Below are 13,471 nucleotides of genomic sequence, written 5' to 3' on the forward strand. Positions count from 1 at the left end.
ATGCCGGGGGGTGCCCGATGGATTCCATTGCCTTCGCCGATTTCCTGATCGGTCTTGGTATTGTCTTCGTGCTTGAAGGCATCCTGTTCGCGGCGGCGCCGGATTTGACGCGGCGGGCCATGAAAAGCGCATTGGCTGCTCCGGAAAACGTTTTGCGGATGGCCGGCATCGGCTCGGCGACCGTCGGGCTGATCCTGATCTGGTTGGTCAGGCACTAGAGTTATTCCGGCTTTGATGGAATCAAAGCCGGGCTCCGGCTTTTCATTTTGACGCGTTTTCTTCACGCCAACCGGTATCCGCTTCGCTTGAAAACGCTATAGAGTCCGACTCCACTTCGTTGGATCAGACTCTGGCCTTATCCTTTTTGATTGAGCATGATCGCATCCGAAACCGGTTCTCACTTTTCGGGATCATGCTCTCACAGCTTTGACGTTCGCCGCGCCCTGACCGCAAATTCTGTCGCGAATGGCAGCAGTATCGTGAATGCGACGCCAGCTTTTCGCCGTAATCGAAACCGCGGGGAACCCGCGGAGAGCGTTTTCCGCTGCTTGCGCAGGCACGGGTTTCGGGCGCACTGTACGCGCCAATAGACTTCTCCAGGAGAGATTCGAAACATGACCGGAGCCATCCCCGCGTTGGGCCTTTGCCGCCGCTCCCTGCTGGCCGCGCTTTGCCTTGGCGCTGTGAGTGCCCTGATATCCGCACCGGCGCTCGCCCGTGGCCCCGAAGGCATCGCCGACGTCGCGGAAAAGGTGATCGATGCGGTGGTCAATATATCGACGACACAGACGATCGAAGCCGAAGGCGGCGAGAGTCGTGTGATTCCGCAGCTTCCGCCGGGTTCGCCGTTCGAGGAGTTTTTCGACGACTTCTTTAAAAACCGCCGCAGCGGCAAGGACGGCGGTCTGCTGCCGCACAAGACAAACTCGCTCGGCTCCGGGTTTATCATCGATCCCGCCGGAATTGTCGTCACCAACAATCACGTCATCGCCGATTCCGACGAGATCAACGTCATTCTGAATGACGGCACCAAGGTGAAGGCGGAGATCGTCGGCGTCGACAAGAAGACCGATCTCGCGGTGCTGAAGTTCAAGCCGCCGCATCCGCTGACCGCGGTCAAGTTCGGCGATTCCGACAAGTTGCGGCTCGGCGAGTGGGTGATCGCCATCGGCAATCCGTTCAGCCTTGGGGGCACCGTTACCGCCGGCATCGTCTCGGCGCGCAACCGCGATATCAACAATGGTCCCTATGACAGCTACATCCAGACCGACGCCGCCATCAATCGCGGCAACTCCGGTGGTCCGCTGTTCAATCTCGACGGCGAGGTGGTGGGGGTGAACACGCTGATCATCTCGCCGTCAGGCGGCTCGATCGGCATCGGCTTTGCCGTGCCGTCTAAAACGGTCGCGGGCGTCGTCGATCAGTTGCGGCGGTTCGGTGAGCTGCGGCGCGGTTGGCTCGGCGTTCGCATCCAGCAGGTTACCGACGAAATTGCCGATAGCCTCAATGTCAAACCGGCGCGCGGGGCGCTGGTGGCCGGGGTCGACGACAAGGGCCCGGCCAAGCCCGCCGGCATCGAACCGGGCGACGTCGTCATCGCCTTCGACGGAAAGGACATCAAGGAGCCGAAGGATCTGTCGCGCATGGTGGCCGATACGGCCGTCGGCAAGACGGTCGACATTGTCATCATCCGCAAGGGGAAGGAGGAGACCAGGAAAGTGACGCTGGGGCGGCTCGACGACGGCGACAAGGCCACGCCCGTTTCGGTCAAGACCAGGCCCGACGACGAGAGGCCCGTAACGCAGAAGGCGCTCGGCCTCGATCTCGCCGTCCTGAGCAAGGACCTGCGGACGCGCTACAAGATCAAGGACAGCGTCAAGGGCGTCGTCATCACCGATGTGGAAGCGGATTCCGACGCGGCCGAGAAGCGGCTCAGCGCCGGCGACGTCATCGTCGAGGTGGCGCAGGAAGCCGTGAGCAGCGCCTCCGATATCCGCAAGCGCATCGATCGACTGAAGAAGGACGGCAAGAAGGCGGTGCTGCTGATGGTTTCGAACGGCGCCGGCGAACTGCGGTTCGTGGCGTTAAGCTTGAAGTAGGTGGCGACCTGCGTCGTCGGGTGTTTCGCCATCGCCGGGCATTGGGTTCGGAGAACAGCGTCGCTTCGCTCGCTTATGATCCCGTCATCGGCATCTTCGGTTGCCGCCATCACGAAAGGCGCGGATCACCGGGACAAGCGCGCGGTGATGACAATCGGTTTGCGATGTTTGGTTTTGAACTTATGCGCTCACGAACTCGTCGCGCCGGTACCCTTGCGCATACAGTAGCGCGGTGAGGTCGCCATGGTCGATTCGCGCGGCGGCGGCTGCGGCGACCGCCGGCTTGGCGTGATAGGCGACGCCGAGACCCGCCTGCTGGATCATGCCGAGGTCGTTGGCGCCGTCGCCCACCGCCAGCGTATCCAGATTGTCGAGATCGAAGGCCTCGCGCAGTTCGACCAGCGTCGCAAGTTTTGCCTCGCGGCCGACGATCGGTTCTGCGGCCTGGCCCGATAATTTACCGTCTTCGATAAGCAGCGTATTGCCGCGATTTTCCTGAAAGCCGATCATGGGCGCCACCGCCTCGGTGAACAGCGTGAAGCCGCCGGAGATCAGGCAGGTATAGGCGCCGTTGGCGCGCATGGTCATGACCAGCTCGCGTCCGCCCGGTGTTGGTGTGATGCGTTGTGCCAGCACGTCGTCGACAACGGTGACGGGAAGGCCTTTCAACAACGCCACGCGCTCGCGAAGCGCGTCTTCAAATTTCATTTCTCCGAGCATGGCGCGTTCGGTGATGGCGGCGACCTGCGCCTTGAGACCGGCGAAATCGGCGAGTTCGTCGATGCACTCCTGACCGATCATAGTGGAATCCATGTCGGCCAGGAAGAGCTTCTTGCGCCGGCCGAGTTGCGGCTGGACCACCACGTCGATCGGCAGATCGCCGCGTGCCTCAAGCAGGCGCCGCACGATCGCGGCAATGGTCTCCGCGCTTTCGAAGGGAATGTCTGCCGCGACTTCGTCCCATAGCCAGTGCGCCGGGCCCGCATTGCCAAGAATCGCGCGCGCCCCGTCCAGCACCGTGCTATCGAGCGCGGGGTTGGCAGGATTGCAGATCAGCGTGGCGACGAGCGACATGAGCGGGGGAAATCCTGGCGAGGCGGAAGGGGGTGGGGTGGATGCCGTGCTTATTGCAGGGCCGACGGCGAGCGGCAAGTCCGCGCTGGCGCTTTCGCTTGCCGAGCGGACCGGCGGCATCGTTATCAATACCGACTCCATGCAGGTGTATCGCGATCTCCGCATCATCACGGCACGCCCGACGCCGGACGAGGAAGCCCGCGTGCCGCACCGGCTTTACGGTCATGTCGATGCGAGCGTGAACTGCTCCGCCGGGATGTGGGTCGGCGATGCCGCGAAAGCCCTTGAAGAGGCGCGTGCGCAAAACCGGCTGCCCATCTTCGTCGGCGGCTCCGGTCTTTACTTCAAGGCGCTGACTCGCGGCCTGTCGGCGGTGCCGCTCATTCCGCCCCAGGTGCGCGAAGCCGTGCGGGCGCGACTCGATAGCGAAGGGCCCGAGGCGCTGCATGCCGCTCTCGCGCGGTGCGATCCGGCGGCGGCGGACCGTCTGAAGCCGCGCGACCGGGCTCGCATCGCCCGCGCTTTGGAGGTCGTCGAGGCGACCGGCCGCTCGCTGACCGACTGGCATCGCGACGGTCTTCCGCCGCTGTTGCCGCCCGAGAGGGTGAAGGCGATCTTCCTTGCTCCGGATCGCGAAGCGCTCTATGCGCGGATCGATGCCCGCTTCGGTGCGATGCTGGCGGCCGGGGCGCTGGACGAGGTCGCGGCGCTGGCCGCACGCCGCCTCGATCCGCTGTTGCCCGCGATGAAGGCGCATGGCGTGCCGGCCCTGATCCGGCATCTGCGCGGCGAGATTTCGTTGGAGCAGGCGGCCGGGATCGGCCGTGCCGATACCCGCCATTACGCCAAGCGGCAGTTCACCTGGTTCCGTCATCAGTTGCCGGAGTTCGAATGGGTGAGGCCGGAGGAAGCGGAAGCAGCGGTGGAGTTGCGTGTCTTTCCCCGTGCATAGCTATTTGGCAAAACGTCAGGCATCGGGATATGTCTCTCCCCAACGCCCTTCGGCCGGCATATTTACGTCGAAACACGGTTGACGTCGGTGAATCCGGCCTCTATAACCCGCGCAACCTTTGGGAAGTCTGGCGATAAAATGTGTAATTTTGTTACCCAAGCGGTGCCCGTTATCGTCGTACCCTGGAGCGCCGCCCGGGACGGCTGAGACCGTCCGAATCCAAGGCGGTGCACCGGGGCCCTTCAGAGGCCCTTTTTTATTTTGACGATCCGGAGCCGACCATGAGTGAAAGCAAAAGCGATCCCAGGCAGATGACCGGCGCGGAAATGATTGTCCGTGCCCTGGCAGATCATGGCGTCAAGCACATCTTCGGCTATCCGGGCGGCGCGGTGCTTCCGATTTACGATGAGCTCTTCCAGCAGGACAAGGTGGAGCACGTCCTGGTGCGGCACGAGCAGGGCGCGGGACACGCCGCCGAAGGTTACGCGCGTTCCACCGGCAAGCCGGGAGTGGTGGTGGTGACCTCGGGTCCCGGCGCGACCAACATGGTGACGCCGCTGACCGACGCGCTGATGGATTCGATCCCGCTGGTCTGCATCACCGGGCAGGTGCCGACGCATCTGATCGGCAATGACGCGTTTCAGGAATGCGACACGGTCGGCATTACGCGGCCATGCACCAAGCACAACTGGCTGGTGCGTGACGTCAAGGACCTGCCCAAGGTTTTGCACGAAGCATTCTATGTGGCGACCTCTGGACGTCCGGGACCGGTCGTCGTCGATGTGCCCAAGGACGTTCAGTTCGCGACCGGCACCTACACGCCGCCGCGCAAATCGGACGTCCACGTCTCGTACAAGCCGCAGATCAAGGGCGACGCCGGGCAGATCCGCAAGGCTGTGTCGCTGCTGGTCAACGCCAAGCGGCCGGTGATCTATACCGGCGGTGGCATCATCAATTCGGGCCGCGACGCGTCAAAGACGCTGCGCGCGCTGGTCGCGGCTACGGGTTTTCCGATCACGTCCACGCTGATGGGACTCGGTGCTTACCCGGCCTCCGGGAAGAACTGGCTCGGCATGCTCGGCATGCACGGCACCTATGAAGCCAATATGGCGATGCACGATTGCGACGTCATGCTGTGCATCGGCGCGCGCTTCGATGACCGCATTACCGGGCGCACCGACGCGTTCTCGCCGGGGTCAAAGAAGATTCACGTCGATATCGATCCCTCGTCGATCAACAAGAACATCCGCGTCGATGTGCCGATCATCGGCGATGCGGGCAGCGTCATGACCGACCTGTTGCAGGCGTTCAAGGCGGAAGGCAAGACGCCGAAGATCGACCCGTGGTGGTTCGAGATCGGACGCTGGCGCGCGCGCAACTCGCTGGCCTACAGGAAGAACAACGACGTGATCCTGCCGCAGTTCGCGATCCAGCGCCTGTTCGAGGCGACGCGCGGGCGAGACACCTACATCACCACCGAGGTCGGCCAGCATCAGATGTGGGCGGCGCAGTTCTTCGGCTTCGAGGAGCCGCATCACCTGATGACATCGGGCGGCCTCGGCACCATGGGCTATGGCCTGCCGGCTGCGCTCGGCGTGCAGGTGGCGCATCCCGACAGTCTTGTCATTGACATCGCAGGCGACGCCTCCGTGCAAATGACGATGCAGGAAATGTCGACCGCCGTTCAGCACGAGCTTCCGATCAAGATCTTCATCCTCAACAACCAGTACATGGGCATGGTGAGGCAATGGCAGCAGTTGCTGCATGGCAATCGCCTGTCGCATTCGTACTCGGAAGCGCTGCCGGATTTCGTCAAGCTTGCTGATGCCTTCGGTTGCGTCGGCATCCAGGCGACGAAACCGTCCGACCTTGACGGCGCGATCAAGGAGATGATCTCGGTGAAAAAGCCGGTGTTGTTCGACTGCCGCGTCGCGGCGCTGGAAAACTGCTTCCCGATGATTCCATCCGGCAAGGCGCATAACGAAATGCTGTTGCCGGCGGAAGCCAACGACGATGCGACCGCAGCCGCATTCGCCGGCGGCAAGGCGCTGGTGTGAGAATGTGTGGTTTGTTCGCTCGCTGGCCATCGTCGCCGCCAGCTTCTCTTCACCTCTCCCCGTCGGGGAGAGGTCGGCGCATCGCGCCGCGTGAGGGGGCTGTTCCTTCCATTGCTGGACGCCGGACCCCCTCACCCCAACCCTCTCCCCAGCGGGGAGAGGGGGCGTGCTGTCTTCGCTGATGGCTATCACCCAAACGTCAATGTGAGCACGAAGACGATGAACCAGCCCGCTTCCGCCTACTTTCTCGAAGAGCGCCACGATCCGAACGAAACGCACACGCTGTCGGTGCTGGTCGCCAACGAGCCGGGCGTGCTGGCGCGGGTGATCGGGCTGTTCTCCGGCCGCGGCTACAACATCGAGAGCCTTACGGTGTCGGAGACCGAAAGCCAGAAGCATGTCTCGCGGATTACCATCGTCACCACCGGCACGCCGATGGTGATCCAGCAGATCAAGCATCAGCTCGATCGGATGATCCCGGTCTACCAGGTCGTGGACATGACGCTGACCGGAAAATCCATCGAGCGCGAGCTGGCCATGGTCAAGGTCAAGGGTTCGGGTGACCAGCGCATCGAGGCGATGCGGCTTGCGGAGGTCTTTCGCGCCCGCGTGGTCGACGCGACCAATGCGAGCTTCGTGTTTGAGATCACGGGGAGCACGTCGAAGATCAATCAGTTTGTCGACCTGATGCGGCCGATCGGTCTTGTCGAGGTGTCACGCACCGGTGTCGCGGCGATCGGGCGCGGACCGGAGGGGATGTAAAGTCATGTTGGAGCGTAGCCGGCCAGCAAGGCCACTATGCAGCCTTGCTGTCTGGTGGAGCGTCGCGGGCTTGTCTCCCGGCAAGCATCGCCCTAAAAGCGGGCACACGTCTTTCGGCTGAGTGCTCGCGTTACCCCGCAAATGTTGATCCGGCCGATGTGGCCGCAAACGAGGAACGACCATGCGTGTTTATTACGATCGTGACGCCGACCTGAACCTGATCAAGGGCAAGAAGGTGGTCATCGTCGGTTATGGCAGCCAGGGCCATGCCCATGCGCTGAACCTGAAGGACTCCGGCGTCAAGGAAGTCGCGATCGCGCTGCGCAAGGGTTCCGCCTCCGCCAAGAAGGCCGAGGGCGCGGGCTTCAAGGTGATGGAAGTCGCCGAGGCCGCGAAGTGGGGCGATGTCGTGATGATGCTGACGCCCGACGAACTACAGGGCGACATCTACCGCGAGCATCTGCACGACAATATGAAGAAGGGCGCGGCGCTGATCTTCGCGCACGGGCTCAACGTGCATTTCAATCTGCTCGATCCGCGCGCCGATCTCGACGTGCTGATGATCGCACCGAAGGGCCCCGGCCATACCGTGCGTTCGGAGTATCAACGCGGCGGCGGCGTGCCCTGCCTGATTGCGGTCGCCAAGGATTCGTCGGGCAACGCCCATGACCTTGGCCTCAGCTACGCTTCCGCGATCGGCGGCGGCCGCGCCGGCATCATCGAGACCACCTTCAGGGAAGAGTGCGAGACCGATCTGTTTGGCGAGCAGGCGGTGCTCTGCGGTGGCCTCGTCGAGTTGATCAAGAACGGTTTCGAGACGCTGGTGGAAGCCGGCTACGCGCCCGAGATGGCCTATTTCGAATGCCTGCACGAGGTGAAGCTGATCGTCGACCTGATCTATGAAGGCGGCATCGCCAATATGAACTACTCGATCTCCAACACCGCCGAATACGGCGAGTACGTCACCGGTCCGCGTATCGTGACCGCGGAGACCAAGAAGGAGATGAAGCGCGTGCTCGACGACATTCAGTCCGGCAAGTTCGCCCGCGACTGGATGCTGGAGAACAAGGTCAACCAGACCTCGTTCAAGGCGACCCGCGCCAGGCTCGCAGCGCATCCGATCGAGCAGGTCGGCGCGAAGCTCCGCGACATGATGCCGTGGATCAAGAAGGCCGCGTTGGTGGACAAGACGAAGAACTGATCGACACGCCGTGATAATCGTCGGCATATTTGCGGGGCATGACGCCGGCGCGGCGCTGTTCGACGATTACAGAATGGTGGCCGCCGTCGCACTTGAGCGCATGACGCGTATCAAGGGCGACGGCGATCGTTTTCCGGACGAGGCTATCGACGAATGCCTTGCCGTCGCATCGCTCGATCGCTCCGATGTCGACGTTCTCGTCTTGCCGTATGGCAGCAGCCTTCCTGCCCATTGTTTCAGGGATTTTGCATGGTGGGACATTGGCCGCAAAACGCGAGCTACCGAACGCATCCCGCTGCGGCAAATGCAATTCCAGCGGCTGTCGTCGATCGATGGAGTTTTCAACGCCAGGAATTTCGCGGTTGCGAACAGCTTTCGACCCGACGTCACGATAGCGTTTTACACGCACCATTTCGCACACGCCCTCGGTTCGCTCTTCCACACGGATTGGGAAGACGCGGCGCTTTACACCGCCGATGGCGGCGGAGATAGGCTGTTCTACAGCGCGCGCGAACTGCGCGGACGCAATCTGAACGCGCTGTTCGGCGATTTCCCTGAATCGCTCAGGTTGAGACGGCCGCAGCACGCCAACGCTTCTGTGGCGCTTCTCTATGCCACTGTAACGTCGGCGCTCGGCTTCGTGTCGTTGCGGCACGAAGGCAAAGTGCTGGGCCTTGCCGCGTATGGCAAGCCGCGCTTCGCTGGCTGGTTCCAGTCATGTTTTGCTGTCGACGATCAGGGGCGGATCAGCGGCCGCCGACCAAGGAAAGTCATCCGGCGCAAGCTCGAAGAGCTTGCCGCGCGCGAGCCGCGCGAGGATGTCGCCGCTTCGGTGCAACATGCGGTCGAGGACGTAAGTCTCAAGGCCGTTCGCAACGTCCTTCGACGCACGATGTCCCGGCGTGTCGGCGTCGCCGGAGGGTTGTTCGCCAATGTGCGGCTCAATCAGCGCCTTGCTGAGGAATGCGAACTGGATGAGCTCTTTGTGTATCCCGCCATGTCGGATCAGGGCATGGCTGCCGGTGGAGTTCTGCAATATCTGCTGGAGCGCGATGGCCTTAGGACCTGGCTCGATCGCCGGTCGCGGCTGAAGGACGTCTACCTCGGTCGCGATTACAGCGCGCGCGCCAATGAGGCGTTTCGCGCGGCGGGCGCAGTTGGGCTGTCTGACGGCAATGCCGCGCGCGCTGCAGCGTACCTGATACAACGGGGCGCTGCCGTCGGTACGTATATCGGCCGGATGGAATATGGTCCGCGTGCGCTTGGCGCACGTTCGATTCTGGCGCGAGCGACCGAGCGGGCGATCAACGATAGTCTCAACAAGCGACTGTCGCGAACTGAATTTATGCCGTTCGCACCGGTGGTGCGGAAGGAACGCGTGCACGAGATCTTCGATCTTGCGCCGGCGCTCGCATACAGCGCCAACTTCATGACCACGACCTGCAACGTGAAGAAAGGGTGGCGTGATCTGATTCCGGCCGTCGTTCACGTCGACGGAACGGCCAGACCTCAATTGATCGGCCGCGATCAGAATAGCGTCTATTATGACATTCTTGTTGAATATGAGAAGCTTTCGGGCTTGCCGGTCCTGATCAATACGTCATTCAATGCTCATGAAGAGCCGATCATCAACACGCCGGATGAGTGTGCCGCGGCACTCGTTGCCGATCGGGTTGATGCCGTCGTCACCCCGACGGAAGTCTGGGCCATGCCGAAACGTGCAGAGATATACCGCCGCTGATCTGCTGCGGACCGGTTTCGGCTCGCTATTCCGGCGAATACGCGGACCTTTTTGATGATTCTGGATTGCTTCGTCGCTGGTGCTGATCGCGATGACGCCGACAGGTACCACGATTTAACGCGCCGCACGCCCTGCGCTGATCCTCTCCCACAGCCAGTTCGCAATCTCCGCCGCTGACTGGCCGTTTCCGCTGGCGCGCAGGTTGGCCTCGCGCATGAGGTCGATGTCGATGTTTCCAAGCAGAGGTCGAAGCGCATCGCGCAGCTTTGCGTCATGAGCCCGACGCGGCGCGAGCAGCACGATCGCGTCGTAGGGCGGAATGGCGTGGCGGGAATCGTCGAGCACGGTCAGGCCGTATCTGGCGATCAGGCCGTCGCTGGTGTAACCCGCGATCACGTCGACCTCGCCGGAGGCGACCGCGGCATACATGAAGTTCGACTGCATCTGCCGCTGCTCGCGGAACGACAATCCATAAACCTTCTTCAGGGTTGCCCACTCGGGACGAGCAAAGAATTCGTAGTCGCCGGCAATCGACATCGTGCCCGCGTGGGCGGCAAGATCGGCGATCGAATGGATGTTCAGTGCGTCGGCACGCGCTTTGGGCATCACCAGCGCGTAGGCGTTCTCGAAGCCGAGTTCGCCGAGCAGGGTGACGTTGTGCCGCGCCAGCATCGTCTTGATGTCGGCGAGCAATTTTTCGCGCGGTGCAAGACCCGTGTTGTGAAACTGGTTGGCCCACAGCGTGCCTGAATAATCGACATAGACATCGATGTCGCCGTTGACCAGCGCCTCGAAGATCACGTTGGAGCCGAGACCCTCGCGCGTGGTGGCCGGGAGACCGGCCGCCCGCAGACGTTGCGCGATCAGCGCCGCCAGCACGTATTGTTCGGTGAAGGTCTTGGCGCCAACGATATAGCTGGGTCTCGCGCGCGTGAACGAGGGTGCCAACGCGGCAGCCATCAGCGCCGAGATGATGACAAGCCCTACCGTGACCCGGATACGGCTTCGAACCCGCAGGCCGGATTCGATCAGCGCCAGCAACTGATCCACGACCACCGCCAGCACCGCCGCGACAATGCAGCCGAACAGCACGAACACCCAGTTCTGGGTTTGCAGCCCGGCGAAGATGTAATTGCCCAGGCTGGTCTGGCCGATCGGCGTGGACAGCGTCGCGGTGCCGATCACCCACACCGCGGCGGTGCGGATGCCGGCCATGATGACCGGCAGCGCCAGCGGCAGTTCGACCATCGTGAGCGATTGCCGCGGCGTCATGCCGACGCCACGCGCGGCTTCGGTCAATGCCGGGTCGATGCCTTGCAAGCTGGTGATGGTGTTGCGCATCACCGGCAGCATCGAGTACAGCGCGAGCGCCAGCACCGCGGGCAAAAATCCGAATGCGGAAAAACCGAAACCGAACCATCTCAGCGTCAAGGCTGCGAGCGCCAGCATCAGCGGATAGAACAGCGCCAGCAACGCCAGCCCTGGCACCGTCTGCACAATGCTGGCGAGACCCAGCAGGATGCCGCGCAGAGCGGGGCGGTTGCGTGCGATCAGCGCGAGAGGAAAGCTGGCTGCAAGTCCAAGCGCCAGCGCCGTCACGCTGACGCGGACATGATTGCCGAGATAATCGGGCAGGTGGTTGAGCGCTTCGCTCCATTGTGGATCGGAGAACAGGCTCATGAGGAGCCGTTTTGCGATAAAGCCGCATGAAGCCGCTCGGCCTGGCGGCGCGGCGTGCCGAGCAGCTCGCCGACATACGGATCGTCGCTCCGAGATAATTCCGCAGCCGTTCCGAACGCGACGAGGCGGCCTTCGCGCATGACGACAACGCGATCCGCAAGCAGCAGCGCCTCCGTCATGTCATGGGTGATCATCACGGTGGTGAGGCCGAGTCTTGCGTGAAGCGCGCGGTAGTCGTTTCCGAGCGCGTCGCGCGTCACCGGATCGAGCGCGCCGAAGGGCTCGTCCATCAGCACGATGCGCGGCTTCGCGGCGAGCGCCCGCGCCACGCCGATACGCTGGCGCTGGCCGCCGGAGAGTTCGTGCGGGAAGCGATCGCGGTGCCGCGCGTGGTCGAGCTGCACCAGATCGAGCAACTCGTCGACCCGCGCGGCGATCTCCGATTGCGGTGTGCCCAGCAGGCGCGGCGTGATGCCGATGTTGGCGGCGATGCTCATATGCGGGAACAGTCCTCCGCTCTGGAACACATAGCCGATCCGGCGCCGCAGCAGAATCGGATCGACACCGGCAATGTCCTCTCCCGCAATGGTGATGATGCCGGCGTCGGCATCGATCAGCCGGTTGGCGAGTCTCAACAGCGTGGTTTTGCCGGAGCCGGAGCCGCCGACGACTGCGAGAAACTCCCCCTCGGCGATATCGCATGAGAAGTCCTCGACCGCCTTGACGCGGCCGCCATCGAAGCTTTTGGCGACGTGGGAGAATGCGATCAGTGGCGGGGTATCGCTCATGCCTTGCCGGTTAACACATGCCCGCGTGCACACCAAGCTGTGGTCCGGCATTTCCGCGACAGTCGTGCTCTGTTCCTGACGATTACGTGCGCGGCCTTGCACCCGTTCCGACAGGGGGATTAGAACGGGAGCGTGACGATCTTTGCCGATGCATCATGTGGGAAAGCACGCGGAGCGATGACGATTGCAATCCATCGCGTCACCCGGCTTGAACTCACGGTTCGGCCCTGGCGTTGGGCGTTTGCCGAGAAACGGCGTGGCGAGATCGACGCGTATTTCGCCGCGCTGCGCGCCAGGACCCCGGCGCTGTGGAACGGGCGGGTTCTGCTCGGCCGCAATCCGGCGTTCGAACGCAACTGCTTTCGGGCCGAATATTTCGAGACCGACTTCGCGAACTTTCTCGCCTGGCGAGACTGGGGCTTTCCCGACGAGGAGGTATTCAATGGCTTCGGCATGGGTGCACTGCGTTGCAGTGACGGTCTGTTCGTGCTGGGCGAAATGGCCGCAAGCACCGCGAATGCCGGGCGCATCTATTTTCCGTCCGGCACGCCGGATCTTGCTGATGTTAGAGAGGGCGCGCTGGACATAGCGGGGAGCATCTTGCGCGAGGTCGAGGAAGAAACCGGTCTCGATCCTTCCACCTATCGTTCGGACCCGGGCTGGTATTGCGTCGTCGCCGGGCCGTCGATCGCGGTCATCCAGCTTCTAGACGTTTGCGTGCCGGGCGAGGCGCTGCGTGCGCGGATAACACACACGCTTGCGGGACAGGCCGCGCCGGAACTTAGCGCGATCCATCTGGTGCGTGGCCGCGCGGATTTCTCGCCGGCGATGCCGGCCTTTGTGACGGCGTTCATCGATCACATGGCGGCGATGGCGGTTTGACGTCGGCCGCCTGGCGGTATTGTCTCGAAGCCGCCGGAAACCGGAGTTCGTCCCGAGCAGGTCTGGCAGCCTTGCTGACCATTCTTTGGCGTTGCGATAGCACGCCATTTTCGTCTAAAACCTGTGACGGAAGGGCTCGGCAACGAACCGTCAACGGTTTTATCCGAGAATTGCCTGCTTGCGCGTATTGCGAAAAAGTGAACACCGGTCTTGCGATCGGAGAGACGCGCAAAAT

At 62.7% G+C, this 13,471-nt stretch carries 11 protein-coding genes; 8 read left to right on the forward strand and 3 right to left on the reverse strand.

The genetic code is table 11. From position 1 onward, the window contains the following. Positions 1–17 precede the first annotated feature (17 nt). Both ACMDCM_RS03140 and ACMDCM_RS03145 read left to right on the forward strand, forming a co-directional pair. The gene (locus tag ACMDCM_RS03140) at positions 18–218 is read left to right on the forward strand and encodes a DUF2065 domain-containing protein (RefSeq protein WP_412772210.1); all 201 of its coding nucleotides are present in this window, start codon (positions 18–20) and stop codon (positions 216–218) included. A 396-nt stretch (positions 219–614) separates the two neighbouring features. Beyond that, positions 615–2,099 carry a Do family serine endopeptidase gene (locus ACMDCM_RS03145; RefSeq protein WP_412772211.1) on the forward strand — a complete coding sequence of 495 codons (1,485 nt, stop codon included), beginning with the start codon at positions 615–617 and terminating at the stop codon, positions 2,097–2,099. A 180-nt stretch (positions 2,100–2,279) separates the two neighbouring features. On the opposite strand, the gene serB is transcribed toward ACMDCM_RS03145, so the two are convergent. Then, on the reverse strand, positions 2,280–3,173 hold the full coding sequence (gene serB / locus ACMDCM_RS03150; RefSeq protein ID WP_412772212.1) for a phosphoserine phosphatase SerB: 894 nt from the start codon (positions 3,171–3,173) through the stop codon (positions 2,280–2,282). Here serB and miaA point away from each other — a divergent pair. From miaA to ACMDCM_RS03175, 5 genes are all read left to right on the forward strand, one after another. Next, on the forward strand, positions 3,172–4,125 hold the full coding sequence (gene miaA, locus ACMDCM_RS03155) for a tRNA (adenosine(37)-N6)-dimethylallyltransferase MiaA (protein WP_412772213.1): 954 nt from the start codon (positions 3,172–3,174) through the stop codon (positions 4,123–4,125). The genes serB and miaA overlap by 2 nt on opposite strands. A gap of 281 nt (positions 4,126–4,406) precedes the next feature. Beyond that, positions 4,407–6,182: an acetolactate synthase 3 large subunit gene (locus ACMDCM_RS03160; protein WP_412772214.1), complete on the forward strand. Its 1,776-nt coding sequence runs from the start codon at positions 4,407–4,409 to the stop codon at positions 6,180–6,182. A gap of 219 nt (positions 6,183–6,401) precedes the next feature. Next, positions 6,402–6,944 carry an acetolactate synthase small subunit gene (gene ilvN / locus ACMDCM_RS03165; protein ID WP_412772215.1) on the forward strand — a complete coding sequence of 181 codons (543 nt, stop codon included), beginning with the start codon at positions 6,402–6,404 and terminating at the stop codon, positions 6,942–6,944. A gap of 181 nt (positions 6,945–7,125) precedes the next feature. Further along, entirely contained in the window at positions 7,126–8,145 is a 1,020-nt protein-coding gene (ilvC, locus tag ACMDCM_RS03170) for a ketol-acid reductoisomerase (RefSeq protein ID WP_412772216.1), read from the forward strand. A gap of 10 nt (positions 8,146–8,155) precedes the next feature. Continuing rightward, positions 8,156–9,886, forward strand: a complete 1,731-nt coding sequence (locus tag ACMDCM_RS03175) for a carbamoyltransferase C-terminal domain-containing protein (RefSeq protein WP_412772217.1) — start codon at positions 8,156–8,158, stop codon at positions 9,884–9,886. 114 nt (positions 9,887–10,000) lie between these two features. On the opposite strand, the gene ACMDCM_RS03180 is transcribed toward ACMDCM_RS03175, so the two are convergent. Continuing rightward, positions 10,001–11,566, reverse strand: coding sequence for an ABC transporter permease/substrate-binding protein (locus ACMDCM_RS03180; RefSeq protein WP_412772218.1), 1,566 nt, complete (start codon positions 11,564–11,566; stop codon positions 10,001–10,003). After that, the gene (locus ACMDCM_RS03185) at positions 11,563–12,354 is read right to left on the reverse strand and encodes an ATP-binding cassette domain-containing protein (protein ID WP_412772219.1); all 792 of its coding nucleotides are present in this window, start codon (positions 12,352–12,354) and stop codon (positions 11,563–11,565) included. Before ACMDCM_RS03185 ends, ACMDCM_RS03180 begins: the two co-directional genes overlap by 4 nt. A 177-nt stretch (positions 12,355–12,531) precedes the next feature. Here ACMDCM_RS03185 and ACMDCM_RS03190 point away from each other — a divergent pair, with 177 nt between their 5' ends. After that, positions 12,532–13,236, forward strand: a complete 705-nt coding sequence (locus ACMDCM_RS03190) for an NUDIX hydrolase (RefSeq protein ID WP_412772220.1) — start codon at positions 12,532–12,534, stop codon at positions 13,234–13,236. Positions 13,237–13,471 lie beyond the last annotated feature (235 nt).

Origin of the sequence: Nitrobacter sp. (assembly GCF_047149785.1) — a bacterium.
Classification (GTDB): domain Bacteria; phylum Pseudomonadota; class Alphaproteobacteria; order Rhizobiales; family Xanthobacteraceae; genus Nitrobacter.